The sequence below is a fragment of the Lentzea sp. CA-135723 genome, from assembly GCF_050936595.1.
In the GTDB taxonomy this organism is placed as follows: domain Bacteria; phylum Actinomycetota; class Actinomycetes; order Mycobacteriales; family Pseudonocardiaceae; genus Lentzea.
Genome location: NZ_JBNJMK010000001.1, coordinates 4768500 through 4792459 on the forward strand (window position 1 = coordinate 4768500; position 23960 = coordinate 4792459).

General features: G+C 69.3%; 19 protein-coding genes and 1 pseudogene. 6 read left to right on the forward strand and 14 right to left on the reverse strand.

Translation table 11 applies throughout. The features are described from left to right. Positions 1–20 precede the first annotated feature (20 nt). The 4 genes from ACQEU1_RS21510 to ACQEU1_RS21525 all read right to left on the reverse strand — a co-directional run bounded on the left by ACQEU1_RS21510 (position 21) and on the right by ACQEU1_RS21525 (position 4196). Positions 21–818 (reverse strand): TIGR02569 family protein, encoded by a 798-nt coding sequence (locus ACQEU1_RS21510; protein ID WP_433204460.1) that lies wholly within the window; start codon positions 816–818, stop codon positions 21–23. Between the two features lie 133 nt (positions 819–951). Continuing rightward, positions 952–2124 (reverse strand): adenylyltransferase/sulfurtransferase MoeZ, encoded by a 1173-nt coding sequence (gene moeZ / locus ACQEU1_RS21515; protein WP_433204463.1) that lies wholly within the window; start codon positions 2122–2124, stop codon positions 952–954. A 79-nt stretch (positions 2125–2203) separates the two neighbouring features. After that, on the reverse strand, positions 2204–3172 hold the full coding sequence (locus tag ACQEU1_RS21520) for a DUF3152 domain-containing protein (protein ID WP_433204466.1): 969 nt from the start codon (positions 3170–3172) through the stop codon (positions 2204–2206). Positions 3173–3242: 70 nt separating this feature from the next. After that, complete coding sequence (locus ACQEU1_RS21525; RefSeq protein ID WP_433204469.1) at positions 3243–4196, reverse strand: alpha/beta fold hydrolase; 954 nt, start codon at positions 4194–4196, stop codon at positions 3243–3245. Positions 4197–4321: 125 nt separating this feature from the next. Here ACQEU1_RS21525 and ACQEU1_RS21530 point away from each other — a divergent pair, with 125 nt between their 5' ends. Next, positions 4322–4951, forward strand: a complete 630-nt coding sequence (locus ACQEU1_RS21530; RefSeq protein ID WP_285646816.1) for a TetR/AcrR family transcriptional regulator — start codon at positions 4322–4324, stop codon at positions 4949–4951. A 48-nt stretch (positions 4952–4999) separates the two neighbouring features. On the opposite strand, the gene ACQEU1_RS21535 is transcribed toward ACQEU1_RS21530, so the two are convergent. Both ACQEU1_RS21535 and ACQEU1_RS21540 read right to left on the reverse strand, forming a co-directional pair. Further along, the gene (locus tag ACQEU1_RS21535; protein ID WP_433204473.1) at positions 5000–5779 is read right to left on the reverse strand and encodes an alpha/beta fold hydrolase; all 780 of its coding nucleotides are present in this window, start codon (positions 5777–5779) and stop codon (positions 5000–5002) included. Further along, the gene (locus ACQEU1_RS21540; RefSeq protein WP_433204476.1) at positions 5752–6639 is read right to left on the reverse strand and encodes an AurF N-oxygenase family protein; all 888 of its coding nucleotides are present in this window, start codon (positions 6637–6639) and stop codon (positions 5752–5754) included. The genes ACQEU1_RS21535 and ACQEU1_RS21540 overlap by 28 nt, the downstream gene beginning before the upstream one ends. A gap of 61 nt (positions 6640–6700) precedes the next feature. Between ACQEU1_RS21540 and ACQEU1_RS21545 the strand changes: the two genes are divergently transcribed. Next, positions 6701–7384, forward strand: a complete 684-nt coding sequence (locus tag ACQEU1_RS21545; protein WP_433204479.1) for a TetR/AcrR family transcriptional regulator — start codon at positions 6701–6703, stop codon at positions 7382–7384. A gap of 93 nt (positions 7385–7477) precedes the next feature. Here the strand turns inward: ACQEU1_RS21545 and ACQEU1_RS21550 are convergent, their stop codons facing one another. Further along, positions 7478–8185: an RNA-guided endonuclease TnpB family protein gene (locus ACQEU1_RS21550; protein ID WP_433204482.1), complete on the reverse strand. Its 708-nt coding sequence runs from the start codon at positions 8183–8185 to the stop codon at positions 7478–7480. A gap of 15 nt (positions 8186–8200) precedes the next feature. Beyond that, positions 8201–8273 (reverse strand): annotated as a pseudogene (locus tag ACQEU1_RS21555) (helix-turn-helix domain-containing protein); the annotation flags it as partial. A gap of 82 nt (positions 8274–8355) precedes the next feature. Here ACQEU1_RS21555 and ACQEU1_RS21560 point away from each other — a divergent pair. Next, complete coding sequence (locus tag ACQEU1_RS21560) at positions 8356–8670, forward strand: DUF4873 domain-containing protein (RefSeq protein ID WP_433204485.1); 315 nt, start codon at positions 8356–8358, stop codon at positions 8668–8670. On the opposite strand, the gene ACQEU1_RS21565 is transcribed toward ACQEU1_RS21560, so the two are convergent. From ACQEU1_RS21565 to ACQEU1_RS21575, 3 genes are all read right to left on the reverse strand, one after another. Beyond that, on the reverse strand, positions 8667–16169 hold the full coding sequence (locus ACQEU1_RS21565) for a DUF7507 domain-containing protein (RefSeq protein ID WP_433204488.1): 7503 nt from the start codon (positions 16167–16169) through the stop codon (positions 8667–8669). The genes ACQEU1_RS21560 and ACQEU1_RS21565 overlap by 4 nt on opposite strands. Positions 16170–16361: 192 nt before the next feature. After that, positions 16362–16586, reverse strand: coding sequence for a DUF3107 domain-containing protein (locus ACQEU1_RS21570; RefSeq protein ID WP_355307513.1), 225 nt, complete (start codon positions 16584–16586; stop codon positions 16362–16364). Positions 16587–16629: 43 nt separating this feature from the next. Further along, a complete protein-coding gene (locus ACQEU1_RS21575) occupies positions 16630–17271 on the reverse strand; it encodes a ferritin-like fold-containing protein (RefSeq protein ID WP_433204491.1) in 642 nt (213 codons plus the stop codon). A gap of 183 nt (positions 17272–17454) precedes the next feature. On the opposite strand from ACQEU1_RS21575, the gene ACQEU1_RS21580 reads away from it, so the two are divergent. Genes ACQEU1_RS21580 through ACQEU1_RS21590 form a run of 3 tightly spaced genes read left to right on the forward strand, consistent with a single transcriptional unit; the run spans position 17455 to position 21298 of the window. Next, entirely contained in the window at positions 17455–19071 is a 1617-nt protein-coding gene (locus ACQEU1_RS21580; RefSeq protein WP_433211641.1) for a DEAD/DEAH box helicase, read from the forward strand. A 5-nt stretch (positions 19072–19076) separates the two neighbouring features. Next, positions 19077–20411: an Rv3212 family protein gene (locus ACQEU1_RS21585; RefSeq protein WP_433204494.1), complete on the forward strand. Its 1335-nt coding sequence runs from the start codon at positions 19077–19079 to the stop codon at positions 20409–20411. An 8-nt stretch (positions 20412–20419) separates the two neighbouring features. Beyond that, positions 20420–21298: an alpha/beta fold hydrolase gene (locus tag ACQEU1_RS21590; protein ID WP_433204497.1), complete on the forward strand. Its 879-nt coding sequence runs from the start codon at positions 20420–20422 to the stop codon at positions 21296–21298. 30 nt (positions 21299–21328) lie between these two features. Here ACQEU1_RS21590 and ACQEU1_RS21595 read toward each other — a convergent pair whose 3' ends face one another. From ACQEU1_RS21595 to ACQEU1_RS21605, 3 genes are all read right to left on the reverse strand, one after another. Continuing rightward, entirely contained in the window at positions 21329–21757 is a 429-nt protein-coding gene (locus ACQEU1_RS21595; RefSeq protein ID WP_433204500.1) for a hypothetical protein, read from the reverse strand. Next, positions 21754–23058: an O-antigen ligase family protein gene (locus tag ACQEU1_RS21600; protein ID WP_433204503.1), complete on the reverse strand. Its 1305-nt coding sequence runs from the start codon at positions 23056–23058 to the stop codon at positions 21754–21756. Before ACQEU1_RS21600 ends, ACQEU1_RS21595 begins: the two co-directional genes overlap by 4 nt. A 126-nt stretch (positions 23059–23184) precedes the next feature. After that, on the reverse strand, positions 23185–23490 hold the full coding sequence (locus ACQEU1_RS21605) for a hypothetical protein (protein WP_433204506.1): 306 nt from the start codon (positions 23488–23490) through the stop codon (positions 23185–23187). Positions 23491–23960: the final 470 nt, after the last annotated feature.

A 23960-nucleotide genomic window follows, 5' to 3' on the forward strand; every position in this document is an offset into this window, starting at 1 on the left:
GTCAGTGGAAAATGGCCCGCTCACAGCAGTGCGGTGACGAAGTGAGCAGCTCGTTCCAAGCCCGCAAAGGACTGCGGCGTTGACAACGGGTGCAGCGCGTGCACGGCGAGCCGGAACATCGTCGCCCGCAGCAGCGCCTGCTCCCACTCGGCCTGGTGGCTCCACCGGTGGAACAGCCCGGTGTCCGCGCCACCCCACGCCACGGCGTCCACGGCGATCACGGCCGCGGCCCACTCGGCGGGACGCCAGTACGCGGTGAAGTCGATGACGGCCGGCGGGGCGTCGCCCGCGAACAGCACGTTGCCGAACAGGTCCCCGTGCACGACCTGCGGCTGGAGGTTGAGCGGCTTGCGCAGGTCCTTCAGCAGGTCGAACGTCCGCCCGCCGAGGTCGGCTTCGAGCGGCACGTCCTCCTCGCCCCACGCCTTGCGGTCGGCGACGGCGAACACGTCCGTGCGCGCGTCCAGGAACCGGGGCTTGGGCAGCTCGGCCGTGGCCTGGTGCAGCCGTTGCGCGACGGCGATGACCTCGTCGTGCCGCGGCTCTGCCCGTCCGGCCAGGAACTTGGTGGCGGACCAGCCGCCGACGACGTACCGGCCGTCGGTCGACCGCAAGGGCCTCCCGATGCGCAGGTGGTGGACGTCCAGACCGTCGAGGGTCTTGGCGATCCAGGTCGCCTCCGCAGGCTTGGGCGCCGGCCTGATCGTGGCCTCGCCGCACCGCCAGGCGGGACCGCCGTCGATGAGCTCGGGTTCGGCGTCACGTGCCCCGAACGCCGCACGCACGTGCGCTGGGGGCGGTTCGGGGGAGCGGGTCACGGTCCGGCACGCTACCTGCTTAGACCGTCCGGGTGGTGGAAGGCAGCACACGGTGATTCGCGCCGCCACCCGAAAAGCCGAAAGGCTGATGGGTGCGTTCGGGTGTCAAAGCACCCGAACGCACCCACCCGCTTTAGTACGTCGGCAGGCTCGGGTCCACCTCGCGGGCCCACGCCAGCACGCCGCCACCGACGTGCACGGCGTCCTTGAAGCCCGCCTTGTGCAGCGCCGCGAGGGCCTCCGCCGAGCGCGCACCGGACTTGCAGTGCAGCACCAGCGGCTTGTCCTGCGGGAGTTCGGAGAACGCCTCGCCGGACAGGATCTTGTCCTTGGGGATCAGCACGGAACCGGGGATCCGGACGATCTCGAACTCGTGCGGCTCGCGCACGTCCACCAGCAGGAAGTCCTCGCCGGACTCCTGCTTGTGCTTGAGCTCGAGCGGCGTGATCGTGTTGCCCGCGGCGGCCTGCTGCGCGTCCGTGGACACGACCCCGCAGAACGCCTCGTAGTCGATCAGCTCGGTGATCTTCGGGGACTCCGGGTCCTTGCGGATCTTGATGGTCCGGTACGACATCTCCAGCGCGTCGTAGACCATCAGGCGGCCCAGCAGCGGGTCGCCGATGCCGGTGAGCAGCTTGATCGCCTCGGTCACCATGATCGAGCCGATCGACGCGCACAGCACGCCCAGCACGCCGCCCTCGGCGCAGGAGGGGACCATGCCGGGAGGCGGCGGCTCCGGGTAGAGGTCGCGGTAGTTGAGGCCCTGGCCGTTCGGGGCGTCCTCCCAGAAGACGCTGACCTGGCCCTCGAACCGGAAGATCGAGCCCCACACGTACGGCTTGCCCAGCAGCACCGCGGCGTCGTTCACCAGGTACCTGGTGGCGAAGTTGTCGGTGCCGTCGAGGATCAGGTCGTAGTCGCGGAAGATGTCCAGCGCGTTCTCGGAGTTGAGGTGCGTCTGGTGCAGGATCACCTTGACGAACGGGTTGATCTCGGCGACCGAGTCGCGCGCCGACTCCGCCTTCGGGCGGCCGACGTCGGACTGGCCGTGGATCACCTGGCGTTGCAGGTTCGACTCGTCCACGACGTCGAAGTCCACGACGCCGAGCGTGCCGACCCCGGCCGCGGCCAGGTACAGCAGTGCCGGGCTGCCCAGGCCGCCCGCGCCGACGACGAGCACCTTCGCGTTCTTCAGCCGCTTCTGCCCGTCCACCCCGACGTCCGGGATGATCAGGTGCCGGCTGTAGCGCGCGACTTCTTCCTTGGTCAGCTCCGCGGCTGGCTCAACGAGCGGCGGAAGCGCCATGCTGGTCCTCCTCGACGAATGTCTCCGTGTCCGAGACAACGTCTACCCTGCCTCGACTCTTCCCCGTTGGAAAGCTGTCTCAGCCTGCGGGAAACGCGTTGGTCTTGCACACCTTGCCGTCGGCGGGCACGACGTCCTGGCCCGCGTTGAGCTGGGCGACGAAGTCGTTCGCGACGCCGAACGTCTGCTGCATCATCACCGGGGCCGGCGCGTCGTTCTCCTGGCACGCGGCGTGGCCGTTGCCCAGGGCGTGCCCGACCTCGTGGTTGATCACGTACGTGCGATATCCGGCCAGGTCAGGCCCGTAGACCATGGCGCCGCGGACCCAGCGGGCGACGTTGATGACCACGCGCTTCTGGACGGGGTTGTAGCAGGAGGTCTCGAACGGGATCTCCTTGCCGCACAGCGTGTGGGTCGTCTTCGTGGTGGTGAGCGTCACGGTGAAGTCGGGGTTCTGGTTCCCCTCGACCCGCTGCAACGCGACCTGCTTCGTGCCGATCCAGCTGCGCGGGTCGGCCAGGATGCCGTCGATCGTGCGCGCGAACGCGGCCGCGTCGTCGTTGTAGTCCGCCGCGTTGACGCCGTCCTCGATGGCGATCGCGTACTTGCGGAACTTCTGCGCGCCCCCGTCACCGATCCGCTGGCCCGCTCCGGCGATGGCCTTGAACGTGCCGACGCCGTTCTCCGAGAACGCCGGACCGGCCGGGAGCTCGGCGGTCGGGATGTTGAGCACCGGCTTCTGCTTCGGCACCTCGGAGGCGGGGGCCTCGGGCGCGCTGGCGGGCGTCTCGGCGGCGTTGGTGCTGCCGGTGTCACCGCCCGCGCCGGGCGCCTTGGGCTGGACGGTGTCGAGCACCACGAGCGCCGTCAGCACCAGCAGCACGGGGATCGCGTAGATCCGCCAGCCGTAGTTGGAGACGAGCTTCTTCATCCCGCTCTTCTTGCGGGGGCGTCGCATGGCCTGGGTCGCGTCCGGTTCCCAGGCGGCCGCGAGCGGTTCCGCGCTGGTCCGCCGCTCGCCGCGGCGGTAGCGGTCGGAGGGCGGCACAGGACGTCCTCGCTCGGGGGCGCGATTCACGTCGTCCAGGGTCCCACATCCCCCGTATGGCCGTCGTTCATCACCATGTGTGTCGGTCGACCGCCTCCCACATGCCCAGCACGGCCCTCGCCACGGTGGCGGGCCTCTCCATCTGGGCGACATGGCCGGTCTTGGGGAGCACGAGCAGTCGCCCCTTCGGCAGCAGCTGCGCGGTCCGCGGTCCCTTGCGCACGCTGACGAGCCGGTCGTTCTCGCCCCACAGCACCAGCGTCGGCACCTTGACCAGCGGAAGGATCCGCCACAGCGACTTCGGGCCGGGCGTGAGCCAGCTCTGCATCAGCCCGAACGTGCTGCGGTTGAGCGCCTGACCGGCCCACTTCTGCCGGGCTCGCTCCTCGTTCTCCTTGATCGACTCCTCGATTCGGTGGTCCGGCACCACGCTCGGGTCCGCGAAGCACAGCGTCAGCATCTGCCGGGTGCGCTCGTGGGCGGTGAGCTTGGCCAGTTCGCGCCGGACCTTGGACCCGATGATCGGCAGCACGGCCAGCGCCATCCGGGGGTCGGACATGCGGTCGAGGCGCGGCCTGAGGTCGGGCACCGCCGGCGAGACGAGCGTGAGCGTTCTCACCAGCTCCGGCCTGCTCGCGGCGACGATGAGCGAGATCGCGCCGCCCATGGAGTTGCCGAACAGGTGCACCGGCTCGTGGAACGTCTCCAGGTACTTGATGACCGTCCGGGCGTGCGTGGCCAGGCTGAAGTCGTAGCCGGGAATGGGCTGCGACCGCCCGAATCCGGGCAGGTCGATCGAGTACCCGCTGACGTGGTCCTTCAGCTGGGCCGCCAGGTCCGTCCAGTTCGTCGCCGAGCCGCCGAGCCCGTGCACGTAGACCGCTTTCGGCCCGTCTCCCGGAGTGACCCTGACGTGCACCTCGTGGTCATCCACCTGGTGGAACTCACCAGGCCACGGCGTTTGCGACGTGTCCAGCGGAGGCAGCGAGACCGTGGACAACGGGGCAGGAATCAGGGTGCTCACCAGACCAGGATGCGGGAAATCGGGCGCAGATGGTTCCCGCATGTGGGCTACCAGCGAGTAAGGTTGCGCTCAGCCTCGGTCAGGCAACCCCTCTCCGACGGCGCATCACTCGTGCTGGAGGCACCATGACGGAGACGGCGCAGAGCGCCCCCGCAGGCAGGGGCGTTCGACTGCCGCGCACCGCCCGCCGCGCGCAACTTCTCGCGGCCGCGCAGGACGTGTTCGTCGCCAACGGCTACCACGCCGCGGCGATGGACGAGATCGCCGAGCGGGCGGGCGTGTCGAAGCCGGTGCTCTACCAACACTTCCCGGGCAAGCTCGAGCTCTACATGGCACTCCTCGAGTCCCATGTGGACGAGCTGGTGGGCCGCGTCCGCACGGCCATCGCCTCCTCCTCGGACAACAAGCTCCGCGTCCGCGCCGCCGTGGCCGCCTTCTACGACTTCGTGGACGGCGAGGGCCAGGCGTTCCGCATGGTCTTCGAGTCGGACCTCCGCTCCGAGCCGTCCGTGCAGTCCGCCGTGGAGCGAGCGACGACGGACTCGGTCGACGCGATCACCGAGACCATCACGGCCGACGCCGGGCTGGACGAGGAGCGCGCCCGCCTGCTGGCCGTCGGGCTGGTCGGGTTGTCGCAGGTCACGGCCCGGTCGTGGCTGGCGGACAACAGGCGCGTGCCGAAGGAGGACGCGGTGGCGTTGATCTCCAACCTGGCGTGGCGCGGCATCGGCGGCGGGTTCCCGCTCCAGCACTGACCACACGAAAAAGGGCCCGCGAGTGCGGGCCCTTTCTCACATCTGCTCTCACATCAGCGCGGCTATTCGTCTCGCGACGTCCTCCGAGCGTTCCAGCGGCAACATGTGCCCGGTCTTCGGATAGATCACGAACTCGGCCGACGGCAACGCCTCGGCCAGCACCCGCGAATGCCGCAAAGGCGTCAGAACGTCCCAGGACCCGGCCATGACCACCGTCGGGATGTCGGAGAGCACCGCGAGCGCCTCCCGCCGCTGGTGCAGCGTCAGCTCCTCCCGGATCCCGACGAACGCCTCCCCTGACGTGTTCCCGGCCATCGCCGCGGCAGCCCGCACGTCGGCCCAGCGCGGCCGGCGCCCGAACGTCACCCGCAGCCCGGGCGTGATCACCCGCCCGAACCCGACCTTGGCCCGGCGCCCCAGCCACCTCCCGGCCAGCCGCTCCACCGCGAGCTGCCGAGGCAGGTTCCCGCACGAGGTCGCGATCAACGCCACCCCGGACACCCGCGCGAACAGCTCGGGCCGCTGCTCCGCCAACGCCATGATCGTCATGCCACCCAGCGAGTGCCCGGCCAGCACGACCCGTCCGGTGGGCGCGAACTCCTCCAGCACAGCCGCCAGGTCGTCGGCCAGCTCGGAGATCGTCCCGGAACCGGACGACCCGCCGTGGCCACGCACGTCGTACCGCACCACCCGGCCAGGCAGGGCGGCGGCGACGCGGTCCCACGTCGTGAGGTCCATCGTCCAGCCGTGCAGCAGGACCGCGGTCACGTCGGAGGACGAAGGCCCCGACGTGACGACCTTCAGCCGATCAAGAACGAGCGACGCCATGCGTGCATCCCCGGCTTTCCGACGAGTCCGGCCTCCTGCAGGAACGACATGATCCGCTCGCCCGACCAGCGGATGGTCTCCTGGAACCGCGGGTTGCCCAGCGCCTGGCGGTGGGCCTCGCGGACGTCGAGACCGACCGCCGCGTACACCTCGGGGTTGATGATCGTGCGGGTGATCATCATCGACACGGTCGCGATGAGCCACTTCTGGTACGGCTTCTCGAAGCCGCGCAGGCCCTCCATGCCGCGGGTCAGCTCCTCGCGGGCGAAGCGGACGTGGCGGGCCTCCTCCAGCACGTGGATGCGGTTCACCATGCGCACCAACGGCTGCACGGTCTCGTCGTTCATCGCCTCGCGCTGCAGGCGGTCGAGGATCTCCTCGGCGACGAGGATCGATCCGTACATCGCGGGGCCGTAGCCGATGGTCGGCAGCAGCTTGCCGAGGCGGTGCGTGTGCTGCCTGGGCCCGTACGCGGGGCAGCCGACCCGTTCGACCAGGCGCGCGAACATCGTCGAGTGCCGGCACTCGTCGGCCACCTCGGTGAGCGCGTACTGGGCGTGCCGCGAGGTCGGGTCGGTGTTGTAGACGACCTTCACGAGCATCTGCATGAGCAGCAGCTCGAACCACAGGCCGACGGACGCGATCGACGCCAGCTCGTGCTTCGAGAGCTCGATGCGCTGCTCCTGCGACAGCGTGTCGTAGAGAGGCGTGCCGTAGAGCGAGATGCGCTGTTCAGGGATGTAGAAGAGGCCGTCCACCAGAGGCGCGGACCAGTCGATGTCCACCTCGGGGTCGTAGAACTTCTCGGCGGACGACTTGAGCAGCCGTTCCGCGGTCTTCTCCCGATCGGCGACCCTCATCGATTGCCCTCCCCGGTAAGTGTTACTTGAGGTAACGGTTACTTCTGGTAGCGTGCGTCACATGGCACGCACTGTCAAGGGGCCGGACGCGCGACGTGAGCGGTGGAAGGGTCATCGCGAGCAGCGCAGGGCGGAGTTCGTGGAGGCCACGATCGCCGCCGTGGCCAAGAAGGGCCCCGACGTCGGCATGGAGGACGTGGCCGCGGAGGCCGGCGTCAGCAAACCCGTGCTGTACCGGCACTTCACCGACAAGTCGGACCTCTACCTGGCGGTCGGGCAACGGGCCACCGAGGTGTTGATGGAGCGGATGGGGCCCGCGCTCGCCGCGGAGGGCTCGATCCGCGACCGCATCACCAGAATCGTGGACGCCTACCTGTCGGTCATCGAGGAGAACCCGAACCTCTACCGGTTCGTCGTGAAGGGCTCCTTCGCGGACCGCCCGGTCGAGAAGGACGTCGTGGCGGAGGACAAGAACCTCATCGCCGCGACCCTGGCCCGCCTCATCGGCGACTACCTCAGGGCGTTCGACATGGACTCCGGCGGCGCCGAGCCGTGGGCGCACGCGCTGGTCGGCATGGTGCAGAACGCGGGCGACTGGTGGCTCGACCGGCAGACCATGTCCCGCGCGAACCTCAGCGACTACCTCGCCACGATCATCTGGCACGCCCTCGACGGCCTGCTGCGGTCGGCAGGGGTCGAGATCGACCCCGCAACGCCACTCACCCCTCTGCGATTGGTGGATTGACGACCACCCGTCGACCTCCGATTGGTGGACTGTTGGCTTCCCCCGCTCGACGGCGGAGACGTGTCGGGTTCACACCCGACGATTCCTGCTTCTTCACCCTCGGTAGGGAGGTTCCGACAGATGCCTCGCCAGCTCACGCCGGGTCGGTCTCACACCGTCTCCACAGGCAGCAACCGCCAGCCCGGCGGCCAGGATGTTCTTCGCCGCGTTCACGTCACGGTCGTGGACCACGATCACTTGACGGCCGTACCAGAAGGCCTTGTATTCCAGCATGCGACGCATCTGCGACCACGAAGCGTCGGCGATGGCACGCGCAAGCCGGCGGTTGCGCGGCATGCCTTTGACGTGCAGATCCTCGATCACGATCGTTTGATTCTCACGAACGAGCCGAGTCGTCGGCTTGTGCAGGTGGTCGCTGCGCCTGTCGGCGACGCGAGCGTGCACGCGCGCGATCTTGCGCCGCACCTTCTCCCGATTGGCCGAGCCCATCTGCTTCCTCGCCAGGTGACGCTGCGCCCTGGCGAGGCGCACCCGCTCTTTCACTTCATGCCGTGGGTTCTCGATTTTCTCGCCGGTCGAAAGCGTGATCAACGCCGCCACCCCGGCATCCACGCCCACATCTTGGCGAGGGTCAGCCGACCGTCGCGCCAGCGGAACGCCGATCGCGTGTATTCCGCCGTCGCACGGGACTTCTTCTTCGACTTGAAGCGCGGATATCGCGCGCGCTTTGCGAAGAAGCTTGCGAACGCTCCATGCAGGTTTCGCAAGAACCGCCAAGGCCTTGTTGTAAACCAAACGCACACACCCAAAAGTGCGCTAGCTCCGCAGCTTGCACATCCGTTGGGTAGAAGCGGTACTTGAACGCCCGCTTCGTCGACGACCTCCCCACAATCCCATTCTTGCAGCGAACACCAGCCCAAGAACCACCGGGTCGATCGAATCCTCATTTACTCAAAGAAGAGAGCGGACTGATGAGCGAGCACGAGCACGACGAAGAGGGCTACACCGGCGCCGCCACCCTGGTCTTCGGAACCGACGAGGTCGCGGTCGAGGTCGAGCTGCGCGGCTACTTCCAGCCGATCGACGGCCGCTACCACTGGTACGGCCGCGTGAAGAAGAACGACGACGTCACGAGCCGGGTCGAAGGGGGTGCGCGGTCCGCGCTGCTGCGCACCCCCACCGGTCAGGCGGAGGGGACGCTCACCGACCAGGACCCGTGGGGCCGGTACCGGGTCGGTGGCATCTCCACTCCGCCCTACAAGATCGAGGAACCCGCCGAGCACTAGGCCCGGCGCCTCAGCAGCACCCCGGCGAGCACCAGGACCAGGCCGAACGCCGCCAGCGGCAGGGCCGGGAAGCCGGTCCACGCGATCGGCGAGTCCTCCCGCACCTTCACGGTCGCGGAGCAGCGGGGATCGGACCCGCCGGGCTTGCAGTTCGAGCCCGGCACGTCCGACGTCACGACGTTGCGCAGCTCGCCGGCACTCGACGCGGTCACCCAGTACGTGACCGTCGCCGAGGCACCGACCGCCAGCTCACCGCTCCAGCTCAACACCGGCGACGCGAACGTGCCCGCGTCCGTGCCGCCCCAGGTCGCGTGCTTCAGCACGTCGGCCAGCGAGTCGGTGAACGACGCGGAAACCGGTGTCTGGCCGGTGTTCCGCACGGTCACGGTGTAGGTGATCCGGTCGCCCGGCCTGGCGTCGGTCCGGTCCGCCTTCTTCACGATCTCCAGCCCGGACACCGGCGTCTCGGTACCGCAGCGCTCGGGGCAGTTCGACGGCGTGTCCGACGTGACCACGTTGCGCAGCTTGAAGTCGCCCGTCGGCGGGTCGTTCACGCGCACCCGGTACGTCACCGACTTCGTCGCCCCGATCGCCAGCTCACCGGACCAGGTCAGCTTCGAAGCCGCGAACGAACCGCTGCTCGTGTCCACGAAGGACGCGTCGTCCAGCACGCCGCTCAGGTCGTCCACGAACGTCGCCGGCGCCAGCACCGTCTGGCCGGTGTTCGTGACCGTCACGGTGTAGCTGACGAGGTCACCGGGCTTCGCGGAGGTCGTGTCGACCTTCTTCACGATCTCCAGCCGCGGCACCAGCACCTCGACCGAGCAGCCCTCGCGGCAGGTCGAGCCGGGGGTGTCGGACGTGACGACGTTCTTCAGCCGCAGGTCGCCCTTGCTCGTGACGGTCACCGAGTACCTGACCGTCGCCGACGCGCCCTGGGCGAGATCGCCCTTCCACGTCAACCGAGGGGCCGCGTAGGTCGCGAGCCCTGACGTCGAGGCCGCGTCACCGTTGTAGGTCGCGTCGTCGAGCACCTCGGTCATGTCGTCCACGAACTCGGCGTCGCGCAGCATCGTCGCGCCGGTGTTGGTGACGACCACCGTGTACGTGACCTTCTCGCCCGGCTTGGCCTCGGTCCGGTCCGCCTTCTTCACGATCTGGAAGCCGGCGATCGGGGTGTCCGTGGTGCAGCCGTCCGAGCAGTCGGTGTCCGGGACGTCCGACGTCACCACGTTCTTGAGCCGCTTGTCGCCGGCGCCCGTGACCTTCACCGAGTACGTGACCGTCACCGAGGCACCCACGGCCAGGTCGCCGGTCCACGTCAGGCGAGGTGCCGCGAACGACACCGAGCCCGCACTCGCCGCCTGGTCACCGTTCCACGTCGCGTCGTCCAGCACCCCGCTCAGGTCGTCGGTGACGCTGATTCCACTGTGGACCGTCTTGCCGGTGTTGGTGATCACGACGGTGTAATCGACGTCGTCACCGGGCTTGGCGGACTCCTGCGACGACGTCTTCACGAGCTTCAGCCCGGCGATCGGCGTCGAGGTCGTGCACTCGACGCACTTGCCGCCCGGCGTGTCGGTCGTCACCACGTTGTCGAGGCTGAAGTCGCCGGTCACCGGGTTCTTCACGACGACGGTGTACTTCACCTCCACCGTCGCGCCGATCTCCAGGTCGCCCGTCCAGGTCAGCACCGGCGAGGTGAACGTGCCCGCGCTCGTGCCGCCCCAGGTCGCGTCGTCCAGCACCTCGCTCAGGTCGTCGCGGAACGACGCACCGACGAGCTTCGTCCTGCCGGTGTTCACGACCTTGACCGTGTACGTGACGGTGTCGCCCGGCTTGGCCGACCGCACGTCCACCGCCTTGCTGACCTCCATGCCCGGCAACGGGGTCGAGGTCGAGCACTTCGGGTCCGTCGAGCCCGGCGGGCAGTTGCCACCGGGGTCGTCCGAGGTGACGACGTTGTTCAGCAGGTGGTCGCCCGCCGCGGTCACCTTCACCGAGTACGTGATCACGGCCTGCGACCCGATCGGCAGCGCACCGGTCCAGCTCAGCTGAGGCGCCGCGAAGGAAACCTCGCCCACGGTCGCGGCCGCGTCGTCGTTCCAGGTCGCGTCGTCGAGCACGCCGGTCAGGTCGTCGCGGAACGAGGCGTTCTGCGCGGTCTGGCCGGTGTTCTTCACGGTCACCTTGTACGTCACGGTGTCACCGGGAACGGGGTTGCCCGGCTCGGCCGTCTTCACGATCTCCAGACCTGCCACGGGAGTGTAGGTCGTGCAGCCCTCGGAGCAGTCGGTACCGGGAGTCTCCGACGACACCACGTTCTTCAGCCGCTTGTCGCCCGCACCCGTCACCTTCACCGAGTACGTGACCGTCACCGAGGCACCCACGGCCAGGTCACCGGTCCACGTCAGGCGAGGTGCCGCGAACGACACCGACCCGGCGGAGGCCTTCTGGTCCCCGTTCCACGAAGCGTCGTCCAGCACACCGCTCAGGTCGTCGGACACCGAAATTCCACTGTGGACGGTCTGGCCGGTGTTGGTGATCGTCACCGTGTACGTGACGGTGTCACCGGGTTTCGTCGTGGCGGGATCGGCCTTCTTCACCAGCTTCAACGCCGCCACCGGTGTGTCCGTCGTGCAGCCGTCGACGCAGTTGTTGCCGGGAGTCTCGGACGTCACCACGTTCTTGAGCCGCTTGTCGCCGGCCCCGGTCACCTTCACCGTGTACGTGACGGTCGCGGTCTCCCCCACGGCCAACTGCCCGGACCAGGTCAGCACCGGCGCGGCGAACACGCCGGCGCTCGTGCCGATCCACGTGGCGTCGTCCAGCACGCCCGTCAGGTCGTCGCGGAACGACGCGTCCAGCACGGTCTTGCCGGTGTTGCGCACCGTCACCGTGTACGTCACGACATCGCCCGGCTTGGTCGACGCGGGCTCGGCGGTCTTCTTGATCTCCACCCCCGACACCGGGGTCGTGGTCGTGCAGTTCGGCACGCAAGTGTTGCCCGGCGTGTCGGACGTGACGACGTTCGTCAGCTCGTGGTCACCCTTGCCGGTCACGACGACCGTGTACGTGATCGTCGCCGACCCGCCGATCGGCAGCACGCCGTTCCAGGTCAGCACGGGCGAGGCGAACGTGCCCGCGCTCGTGCCGCCCCACGTCGCGTCGTCGAGAACCTTGGTCAGGTCGTCGCGGAAGGAGGCGTTCAACTCGGTCTGACCGGTGTTCCGCACGGTCACGGTGTAGGTGACGGTGTCGCCGGGGTTCGCGGACTTCCGGTCGACCGTCTTCACGATCTCCATGCCGGGCAACGGGGTCGTCGTCGAGCACTTCGGGTCAGTCGAGCCCGGCGGGCAGTTGCCCGGCACCTCGCTGCTGACCCGGTTGACCAGCTCGTGGTCGCCCTTGATCGGGTCGTTGACGCGCACGACGTACGTGACCGTGGCCGTGGCGCCGATCGCCAGGTCACCGGTCCACGTCAGCGTCGGCGCGACCAGCGCAACGGTGCCCGGCGTGGCCTGCCCGGAGACCCAGGTGGCGTCGTCGAGCACGCCGGACAGGTCGTCCGTCACCTTCTCGCCGGTCAGCGGCACCTGGCCGGTGTTGGTGATCGTCAGCGTGTAGGTCACGGTGTCGCCGGGGTTCGCGGCCTGCCGGTCGGCCTTCTTCTCGATCGTCAGCTCACGGCCGGGCGTCTCGGTGCTGCACGACGGGTCCTTCGAACCGGGCGGGCAGTTGTTGCCCGGCGTGTCCGAGGTGATCTTGTTGTTGAGCTTCTTGTCGCCGGGGTTCGGGTCCTTCACCGTCACCGTGTAGGTGATCGTGGCGGTGCCGCCGATCGGCAGGTCGCCCTTCCACTCCAGCCGCGGCCACACCAGCGTCACGGCACCGACCGTGGCCTGCGCGTCGTCGTTGTAGCGGGCGTCGTCCAGCACCTGCGTCAGGTCGTCGGTGAACGACGCTCCCGTTTGGACGGTCTGGCCGGTGTTGGTGACCTTGATCGTGTACGTCACGGTGTCGCCCGGCACGACCTGGTCGCGGTCGTCGGACTTCTCGATCCGCAGACCGGCGATCGGCGTGCTGGTGGAGCACTTGTCCCCGCCTGGGCAGTTGGCGCCGGGCGTGGTGGACGTGATCACGTTGTCCAGCTTGAAGTCCTGCGGGTCGCCGACCTTCACGGTGTAGGTGACGGTGGCCGTGCCGCCGACCGCGAGATCACCGGCCCAGGTCAGCCTCGGGGACGTGAACGTGGCGGAACCCGTTGAGGCTTCGGCGGAAACCCACTCGGCGTCGTCCAGCACCTTGGTCAGGTCGTCGGTGAAGGTCGCGCCGGACACCGGGGTCTTGCCGGTGTTCCGGACGGTCACGGTGTACTTCACGACGTCGCCGGGCTTGGCCGACTCGCGGTCCACCGCCTTCTCGAACTCCACGCCGGACACCGGGGTCGTGGTCGTGCAGTTCGGCACGCAGTTGTTGCCGGGCGTCTCGGACGTGACGACGTTCGTGAGTTGTTTGTCGCCCTTGCCGGTCACGACCACGGTGTAGGTCACGGTCGCAGACTCGCCCACGGCCAGCGCGCCGTTCCAGGACAACGTCGGCGCGGCGTAGGTCGCGGTACCGGAGGAAGCCGTTGCGCTGCCCCAGGTCGCGTCGTCCAGCACCTGGGTGAGGTCGTCGGCGAACGAGGCGTTGAGCGGCGTCTTGCCGGTGTTCCGGACGGTGACGGTGTACTTCACGGTGTCGCCGGGGTTCGCCGACGGCCGGTCGACCTCCTTCTTGATCTCCACCCCGGAGACCGGCGTCGACGTGCGGCAGTCCGCGTCCGTCGAGCCTTCCGGGCAGTTGTTGCCGGGCGTGGGGGAGGTGATCACGTTGTCCAGCTGGTGATCGCCCCTGCCGGTGACCTTGACCGTGTACGTGATGGTCGCCGTACCGCCGACCGCGAGCGAACCCGTCCAGGTCAGCACGGGCGAGGTGAACGTGCCCGCGCTGGTGCCGATCCAGTCCGCGTCGTCCAGCACCTTCGACAGGTCGTCGGAGAACGTGGCGTCCAACGGGGTCTTGCCGGTGTTGGTGACCTTGACCGTGTACGTGACGGTGTCACCGGGGTTCGCGGACTTCCGGTCGACGGCCTTCTCGATCTTCAGGCCGGCGACCGGGGTGGTCGTGCCGCACTTCGGGTCCGTCGAGCCTGGCGGGCAGTTGCCACCGGGGGTCGTGGACGTGATCGCGTTGTCCAGCTGGAAGTCGCCCTTGACCGGGTTGGTGACGCGCAACGTGTACTTGACCGTCGCGGAGCCACCGACGGGCAGGTTGCCGGTCCAGGTCAGCTTGGGCGAGACGAACTCCGCCGTGCCCGACGAGGCCTCCGCCGACACCCACTCCGCGTCGTCGAGCACGCGCGCCAGGTCGTCGGTGAAAGTGGCGCCCTGCCAAGGAGTCCTGCCGGTGTTCGTGACGGTCACGGTGTAGGTGACGGTCTCGCCGGGGTTCACCGACTGCTTGTCGGCCTTCTTCTCGAAGGTGATGCCGGAGACCGGGGTGTCGGTCGTGCAGCTCGGCACGCAGTTGTTGCCGGACGTCTCGGACGTGACGACGTTCGTGAGCTGCTTGTCGCCCTTGCCGGTCACGACCACGGTGTACGTGATGGTCGCCGACGCGCCGACGGCCAGCGCGCCGGTCCACGTCAGCTTCGGGGAGACGAAGTTCGTGGTGCCGCTGGAGGCCGTCGCGCTGCCCCAGGTGGCGTCGTCGAGCACCTTGGTCAGGTCGTCGACGAACATCGCGTTGAGCTGCGTCTTGCCGGTGTTGGTGACCTTGACGGTGTACTTCACCGCGTCGCCGGGGTTCGCGGACGCGCGGTCGACCGACTTCTCGATCTTCAGGCCGGGCGTGTCGACGGTGGTCGAGCAGTCGGGGTCGGTGGAGCCCACGAGGCAGTTGCCGGCGCTGCTGACCACGACGTTGCGCAGCCGGTGGTCGCCGGTGATCGGGTTCTTGACCGTGACGGAGTACGTCAGCGTGACGGTCTTGCCCTTGCCGATGTCGCCGGACCACGTCAGTTTCGGTGCGGTGTAGGCGATCGAGCCCGACGTCGCGGCCTGGTCGTTGTTGAACGTCGCGTCGTCCAGCACCTGGGTGAGGTCGTCGGACACGCTCAGCCCGGTGACGTCCGTGGCGCCGGAGTTGGTGATGGTGACCGTGTACGGCACCTGCTCGCCGGGGTTCGCGGTGGTCTTCGTCGTGGACTTCTTGATGTCCAGGCACTCGACGGGCAGGCGGTAGTCCTCGACCTCACCGCTGTCCGCGAGGCCCTTGTCGTTGCGCACCTGGTCGACGTTGTAGCTGGCCCGGAAGCGCGCGTAGGTGTTGCCGCACTTGATGCTTCCCGGGATCTTCCAGGTGATCGTGACCGAGGTGGCGCCCGCGCCGAAGTCCGTGCAGGCGCGTTCGTTGCCGCTCTCGAACGAGCCGTTGCCGTTGAAGTCGATCCACGCGCACACCCGGCCCGGTTGCGAGGCACCGGCCAACGCGACCTGCACCGAGTAGTCCTCGCCCGCGTCCGACCTGGCCAGGCGCGGGAACGCGGCCACGCCGTCGTCGAGGTCGTCGCCGTTGGGCAGGTTGTTGTCCGCGCCCGCCGCCACGGCCTTCGGGCTCGGCGTGACGTTGCCGGTGTTGATCACCGTCGGGTTGTCGGCCGACACGCCCGAGCCCATGACGAGATCGCTGATCGTGTGGCTCGCCGCGGAACCGGTGTCGTAGCTCGCCGGGGCGTCGCCGAAGTCCTCGTCCACGGACACGCCCGCGACGTAGAAGTCGTCGGTGGGCGTGCTGCTGTTGGTGAGCATGTCGACCTGGAAGCTCACGGAGCTGATGGTGCCGTTGAGCTTCACGCTGCCGCACGACGCGGAAGCCTGCCTCGCGCCGTTGGTGTTGCACTGCACGTTGAGGTTGCGGTTGGGCGCCTCGATGCGGGTGCCGTTCTGCCCGATCGTCATGTTCACCGCGCCGTCGAGCGGCCCGCTGAGCGTGACTCCGCCCGAGGTCAGGGTGTGCGCGACGTGCGTGCTGCCGGTGTTGCCGATGGTCGCGCCGCTGCCCGCGATGTGCAGCACGGGGTCGCGCACCGGCCGGTTGAACGAGAACGTCAGCGTGCCGCGGTTGAAGCAGTCGACGAACGCGGCACAGCCGGCGGCCACCGCCGTCAGGCCGATCAGGGCCGTCGAGGAGGGGATCTGCGGCCGGAAGTTGCCGGGCACCGCGTTCCGGTCACCGGGAGGCGAGTTCAACGTCGTCAGCCGCAGGCTCGACCCGGACACCGACGCCGTGACCTGCGTGCCCGACGACAGCGTCGACCGGGCGGAGGCGTTGGTCGCGGGCAGCCCCGACGACGAGGACCACGACCCGGCGGCGTGCGACTGGTACGCCTGCGCGGGCAGCGAGAAAGTCGTTGCCGAAACCACGAGCAACAAAGCCAGCAGGGCGGCGCGCATAGCACTCCTCAGCAGCGTGACGACCCGATCACGCTATGTGCGCGCACATGCCTCTACCAGCGCATTCACCGCTTCAGGCGATCTCGATTCGGCGCCGGGATGCGATCTTGCCGACCATGTCCGATACTGCGCCGTTCACAAACGAAAGGGCCCCGGCCGTGACGACCGGGGCCCTGCTCGTTGCTAGCCGACTCAGGCGCCGAACCCGACCTTGCGCGAGTCCTGCGGGCCGATCTCCACGTACGCGACGCGGCCAGCGGGCACGACGAACCGCGCACCCTTGGCGTCCACCAGCGACAGCACGCTGGACTTGCCGGACACCGCGTCCGCGACCAGGGTCTCGACCTCGGACGGGCTGAGCTCACTGGTCACGACGAGTTCCCGCCCGCTGTCGGCGACGCCGATCCTGACCTCCACGCTGACCTCCGTGCTCAAGAGAAAAATCTGATCGCGAGCCTACCTAGCCGAGACCCAGCTGCGTCATGCGCCGCGCGTGCGACTGCTGAAGCCGGCGGAACAGCTGACCGATCCCGGCGAGGTCGCCGGACCCCCGGATGATGAGCTCCGAGAGGCCGTCCCGCTCCGCCACCACGTACTGGGCCTGCGTCAACGCCTCTCCGAGCAGCCGCCGGCCCCACAGCGCGAGCCGGTCGCGGACGCGCGGATCGGCGTCGACGGCGGCCTGGACTTCGCGCTCAGCGAACGCCGAATGGCCCGTGTCGGCGAGCACGTGCAGCACGAGGTCGCGCGTCGGCTCGTCGAGCCACGTGGCCACCTCGCGGTAGAAGTCGGCCGCCAGCCCGTCCCCGACGTACGCCTTCACGAGTGACTCGAGCCACGACTTGGGGCTCGTCGACTCGTGGAACGCGTCGAAGCCCTTCACGAACGGCGCCATCGCGTCCTCGATGGCGATGCCCTCGGTGGCGAGGTGCTTCTGCAACAGCGTGAAGTGACCGATCTCGGCGGCGGCCATCTGCGCGAGCGCGGCACGCCCGGCCAGCGTCGGCGCCGAGCGCGAGTCCTCCGTCATCCTGTCGAAGGCTGAGAGCTCGCCATATGCAACCGCTCCCAGAAGATCGACAACACCCTCTGCGACACCCATGAGACACAACCCTAGTGGTCAAATGTGTCTTGGCAGGTAGAATGGCCTTGGTCGCCCGGCGTGACGAGTGTGACGAACCGCCGCGAGGCGCACGAAATGGTGCGCGTACACCTTTCCCGCAGCTGATCCTGAAGCGCGGTCGAGAGGCCCGGCAGGGCTCGTACGCGCTTGGTACGAGAGAGGCTGATCACCCTGACCGCTGAAGTAGAAGCACATCTGGACCCGGTTCTCCTGGAACACAGCGAAGCCGGAGTCGTCGAAGAAGACACGTCGCACCCGTTGCTGGCAGACGCCCCGGTGCAGTCCGAATCCCCCACGTTCGCCGAGCTCGGTGTGCGGGAAGAGATCGTCAAGGCGCTCAACGACGCCGGCATCGTCCGCACCTTCGCCATCCAGGAGCTGACGCTCCCCATCGCTCTCGCCGGTGACGACGTCATCGGCCAGGCCCGCACCGGCACCGGCAAGACCCTCGGGTTCGGCGTGCCGCTGCTGCACCGCGTCGAGACGCCCGGCGACGGCACCCCGCAGGCCCTGGTGGTCGTGCCCACCCGTGAGCTGTGCCTCCAGGTCGCGCACGACCTCACCGACGCGTCGCGCCACCTCGACGTGAAGGTCGCCGCGATCTACGGCGGCATCCCCTACGAGCGGCAGATCGCGCAGCTCCGCAAGGGCGTCGATGTCGTCATCGGCACGCCCGGCCGCCTGCTCGACCTCGCAGAACAGCGCCACCTGGTGCTCGGCAAGGTCCGCATGCTGGTGCTGGACGAGGCCGACGAGATGCTCGACCTGGGCTTCCTGCCCGACATCGAGCGGATCCTGAACATGGTCCCCGACGAGCGGCAGACGATGCTGTTCAGCGCGACCATGCCGGGCCCGATCATCACGCTGGCGCGCACGTTCCTGAACCAGCCGACGCACATCCGTGCCGAGGAGAACGACGCGGGCCAGACGCACGAGAACACCTCGCAGTTCGTCTACCGCGCGCACTCCATGGACAAGCCGGAGATGCTGGCCCGCGCGCTGCAGGCCCGCGGCCGGGGTCTGACGATGGTGTTCGCGCGGACCAAGCGGACCGCGCAGAAGGTCGCCGACGACCTGACCGAACGCGGGTTCGCCGCGGCCGCCGTGCACGGTGACCTGGGCCAGGGCGCGCGCGAGAAGGCGCTGCGGGCGTTCCGCAACGGCAAGGTCGACGTGCTGGTCGCCACCGACGTCGCCGCCCGCGGCATCGACATCGACGACGTGACGCACGTCATCAACTACCAGTGCCCCGAGGACGAGAAGACCTACGTCCACCGCATCGGCCGCACGGGCCGTGCCGGGCGCACGGGCGTCGCGGTCACGTTCGTCGACTGGGACGAGACGCACCGCTGGGCGTCGGTCAACGACCTGCTCGGCCTCGGCGCGCCGCTGCCCGTGGAGACGTACTCCACCTCCGACCACCTGTTCTACGACCTGGACATCCCGTCCGGCTCGACGGGCAGGCTGCCGCTCAGCCACCGCACGCGGGCGGGCCTCGACGCCGAAGAGGAGGAGCAGCTCGACGCCGGCAAGCGCAAGCGCCGTCGTCGCACCGGCTCCACCCGCTCCGGCGAGGGCCAGGCGCCGGAGGCCGGCGAGGAGACCAGGCCGAAGCGCACCCGGTCGCGCACGCGCAGCCGGGCGGGCGTGGCGTCGGAGGGCGGCGAGCAGACCCAGGTCAGCGCGCCGGAAGGGGCCGAGAAGGCCGCCTCCGACAAGCCCCGCAGGCGCCGGCGTCGCCGAAGCTCTGCCGAACAGGCCGCTCCTTCGGCAGACTGATCACCATGTCGTCCCCCGGTTCCGACGTCACCGAGGTCGAGGACGTCCTCGACGAGCCCGCGCACGAGAGCGCGGCGCCCGTCGGGGACCGCCCGCCTGCCCGGTCCTGGCGCACGCGCGCCGACTTCATCGCCGTCGCGCTGATCGCCGTCGTCTCGATCACCGCGTCCGTGCTGACCTGGGCGTTCAGCGATGCTCGCGCCACGACGTCGGTCACCGGGCCGTCGTCGTTCGAGCCGCTGCCCGACGTGGCGAACCTGCCGCCGTCGCTCGCCGAGGTCTGGCGGGCGGGCAGCGGTGCCTCGTTGTCTCCCGTGGTCGTGCAGACCCCGTCGAAGGAGACCGGCGAGGAGAAGCCGTCGACCGTCGTCACCGGCACCGGTGGCGAGGTCAACGGCCGCGACCCGCTGACCGGCGACGTGCGGTGGACGTACAAACGCGATCTGCCGCTGTGCACGGTCAGCACGGCGTGGGGCCGGGCGATGGCCCTGTACTCCAAGGGCGAGAACTGCTCGGAGCTCACCTCGCTCGACGGCGTGACCGGCGAGCGGCGGGCCCAGCGCAACGGTGACGCGGAAACCGGCACGGCACTGCTCAACGAGGGCTCGCACCTGATCACGACCGGGTCGAAGTTCGTCGAGGTCTACCGGCGCGACGACCTGGTGCGGTCGCTGGAGTACGGCGGCCTGCGCGCGATCGTGAACCCGAACAAGCAGCCGCGGGTCGGCTGCACGTACGGCTCGATGGCCGTGACGACCGGCAAGTTCGCGATGATCGAACGCTGCCCGGAGGACGCGTCGGACCGGGTGACGATCCTCAAGCCGAACCCCGACAAGTCCGACGAGCCCAAGGTGTTCGGCAGCTCGGTCACCGGCTCGAAGAACGCCCAGGTCGTGGCCATGACCGACAAGTACGTCGCGGTGGCCGTGCCGAACCCGAGCCGCGTGCTGATCTACGACGCGGAGACCGGCAACCAGATCAACGAGGCGCCGGTCGACGTGCCGGAGTCCGACTTCACCGACCCGCCGAACCACGTGGCGCGCGTCTTCACGACGAAGACGAACGCCTTCTGGTTCACCGGATCGCGCACGGTCTCGCTGTCGCTGGAGACGCTCACTCCACTGTGGACCGCCGAGGGCACGCTGGGCGCGGGCACGACGCTCGCGGGCCGCGCGCTCATCCCGGTCAAGGACGGCCTGCGCGTGTTCGAGCAGGACACGGGCGCCGTCGTGGGCACGTTCCGGGTGAACCGCGCCGGCTACACGGGTCCTGTGCAACTCGCCACAGCAGGTCCGGTTGTGCTGGAGCAGCGTGGCGAAACCGTGGTCGCGCTGCGATAGTTCAGCTCGTGTACTCGCAGCTCAGCCCGAACCGGGCGCAACGCGTCGACTTCCCGGGCCGTTACGGCACGATCGCGGCGCTGCGCGCGCCCGCCATGGGCGACGACGCGATGCGCACGACCGTGCTGCTCGTGCCGGGCTACACGGGCTCCAAAGAGGACTTCGCGCCGATCATCGACCCGATCGCGGACGCGGGGTTCGAGGTCGTCGCGATCGACCTGCCGGGCCAGCAGGACTCCGCGGGCCCTGACGACGAGGCGCTCTACCGGCCGGGCCCGCTGGGTTCGGTGATCGCCGAGCTGATCGGGAAGATCGCGGCGGACGGCCGGAAAGTGCTGCTGCTCGGCCATTCCTACGGTGGTCTGGTGACGCGCGCGGCCGTGTTCGCCGGTGCGCCGATCGCCGGTCTGACGCTGATGTCGACGGGTCCGTCCGAGCTGCCTGCCGGCGAACGCCGCGCGGTGCTGGATGTCGGCGAGCACGTGCTGGCCGAGCAGGGCGTCGCGGGCACGCACAAGCTGAACGAGCTGCGCTCGCAGCAGAACCCGGCGTACGTGGCGTTGCCGCAGGAGTTGAAGGACTTCTACCGCAACCGTTTCCTGGCGTCGCCGGCCGCCGCGTTGCTCGGCATGGGCAACGGCCTGCGCTACGAACCGGACCAGGTGGCGAAGCTCGCCCGCACGTTGCGCTCGTCCGGCACGCCCTGCCTGGTGGTGTGCGGTGACTCCGACGACGCGTGGACGCCCGCGGCCCAGCGCGACATGGCCGAACGCCTCGACGCGGACTTCGCCGTGCTGCCGGGCGTGATGCACTCGCCGAACACCGAGGCGCCGCTGGAGCTCATCGCGACGCTGCTGCCGACGTGGCGGGCCTGGCTGACGTCGTAGGACGCCGGCCAGACCCCGGACGCGTCAGAACTACTTGACGTTGACGTAGCGCTCGTCGACGGCGTTGTTCGGGTAGGCCTGCAGATCGGCCTTCACGTACGCCTTGTTGTTCTTGCGGAACGCCTTGTTCGACGCCGGGACGGTGACCGTCACCGTCTCGAACCCGCCCGTGCAGGTGACGCCCTTGGACGCGCCACCGGTCGCCACGTTGCCGCCCCCGACGGCCTGCGTGGCGCTCACGTAGAGGTACGCCGGCGAGGTCACCGGGCAGGCGTAGGTCACGTCGACCTCGATCGCCGCACCCTGCGCTCTGAGGTTCACCGGCGCCTCGACCCTGACCAGCGACTGCGAGGGCGACTGCGCGCTCACGTCCGCCAGCACCGGCGCGACGGACGCGAGGACCGCGCCTCCTGCGACGGCGAAGACGGCGAGCGACCTGCCCCCGGACAACTTCTTCATGGTGTTGCGGTCCCCTCTTCCATTCCGTCCCTTGTGGACGGAAACCCCAGACCGGCGCAGAGGCCGGCGACGATCAACACCACGGGCAGGTGCCACAGGAAGTCGAACCCGCTGTGCACCAGCACGACCACCACCGCCGCGAACGCCCCGGCGTGCAACGGCGTGCTCCTCTTCCCGCCCCACATCCGCACGAGCACGGCGCCGATGACCGCGAGCGCCAGCACCAGCCCCACCACGCCGAACTCGACGAGCACCTGCAGGTACTCGTTGTGCACATAACGCATCACGCGGGCATCGTCGTTGCCTCGGACGAAGAACAAGATCGCCTGCCCAGGCCCGGTACCGGCCAGCGGCTGCTGCGCCACCAGATCGAACGCCGCGTCGGCGGCCTGGCTCCGGTCAGGCGAGCTGAACGAGATCCGCGTGGCCAGCCGGTCGGCGAACACCACGGCGGCCGCCACCACCGCCCCCGCGGCCAGCACGACCCCCGGCACCACCCACTTCCCGGCGCGCGGCAACGACACGAGCGCACCCGCGATGAGCCCGGCAACGGCCAGCAACACCTGCGGCTCTTCGTCCACCCGCATGGTCGGCACCAACGCGGCCACGGCCACCGCCGCCCCGAGCAACGGCGGCACAGCTTTCTTCAGGGTCTCCCCGACGCCGTACAACACCGCCAGCACACCCAGCCCGACGACCAACGCGATGACGCCGGCGCGACTCATCGTCGCCCCGATCCCCACGAGCAGCAGGAACCGCACGACGTTCATCAACAACGACGTCTTCAACACCAACGCCAACACCGCAGCAGCCGCCATGACCGCGGCAGCGGCATTGGGATAGGTCAACGTGGAGGCGGCCCGAGCCAGCCCTTCGGCCACAGTCGTCCACCCAGGCACCCGCCACACGACAGCGACCCACCCGCTGACCCCGACGAGCGTCCCGACCCCGACCACCACGGTGGCGAGCAACTCCCGTTGCCCAAGATCAGCCTGCGCCGCCACCAGCGCCGCCCCGACGAACACCAGCACGGCAACCGCAGCCGGCACCCCGCTCAGGAGCTCGCCGGCAACCGCCCCACGCCCAACGGCCCACACCGCGAACGTTCCGCCAAGCACGACGAAAACCGAGGGCCGAGGCCGCGCCACCACAACAGCAGCCCCGACGAGCACAGCGGACAACACCCGCCCAGGCAGGTAGTACCCACCCTGCGCGACCACGGCGGCCGCGAACCCGGCGACCACGAGCAACCCGGGCAGCGCCAACGAGTCCCGGCGCACACCAACAGCAACGTCCCCCACGGCCACCGCGCTCCCCCAAGCTCGCCGCACCCGCCTCCCCAAGCGGATCGACTGCACTTTAGGGGCCCAACCACCAGGACGGAAGAACAAACACACAAATCGCCCACACCACGGACGACTAACGCCCTAGGCCCACCAGAACGTCCACAACGTGGCCCCGCTGACCACGAACACGCCGAGCGAGGCCACCGGAGCCCGCCAGTCGGCGTACCGATCGGCCACGATCTGCGCGCCGACCACCAACACGGCAGCCACCACGTGCGCCACCACGGACAACGTCCCAGGCCCAGGCAGATCGCGGGTGTTGGCGTAGAACTGGACGCCGATGTTCCCCAGGGCGAGCAACACCAAGCCCACCGCGAGCACACCGCTCACGGCGCGCAGGAACCCGAAAACCCGCGACGGCCGCCGCTCAGCCACTTCCACGTCCACCTCCGCCACCCTACGGGTCCGCCCGAATCCAGCCAGTCAACCCCCACGCCCCCCACAGAGGCAGACGCGCAGGCACGAGCGGGGTTCCGCCGGAGGGCGAGGCAGGTGGCGGCGGGCGAGGTGGTGCGGGCGAGAGGCGAGCGACTCGGAGAGGCGGGGCGGCGACAGGTGGGAGGCGGAAGGCGAGGTGGGGTGAGGCAATCAAGCCTGGAGGCGGGGCGGGGCGAGCCGGGGCGGGGCGAGCCGGGGCGAGGCGAGCCGGGGCGAGGCGAGCCGGGGCGAGGCGAGCCGGGGCGAGGCGAGCGAGGCGAGCGGGGCGAGCGGGGCGAGGCGAGCCGGGGCGAGGCGAGCCGGGGCGGGGCGGGGCGGGGCGAGGCGAGGCGAGGCGAGGCGGGTAAGGCAAGACGGGTGAAGGATGGCTTTAGGGCCTGGCGAAGCCGCAGGCGAGCCCGACCGAGCGCGCGCTCAGG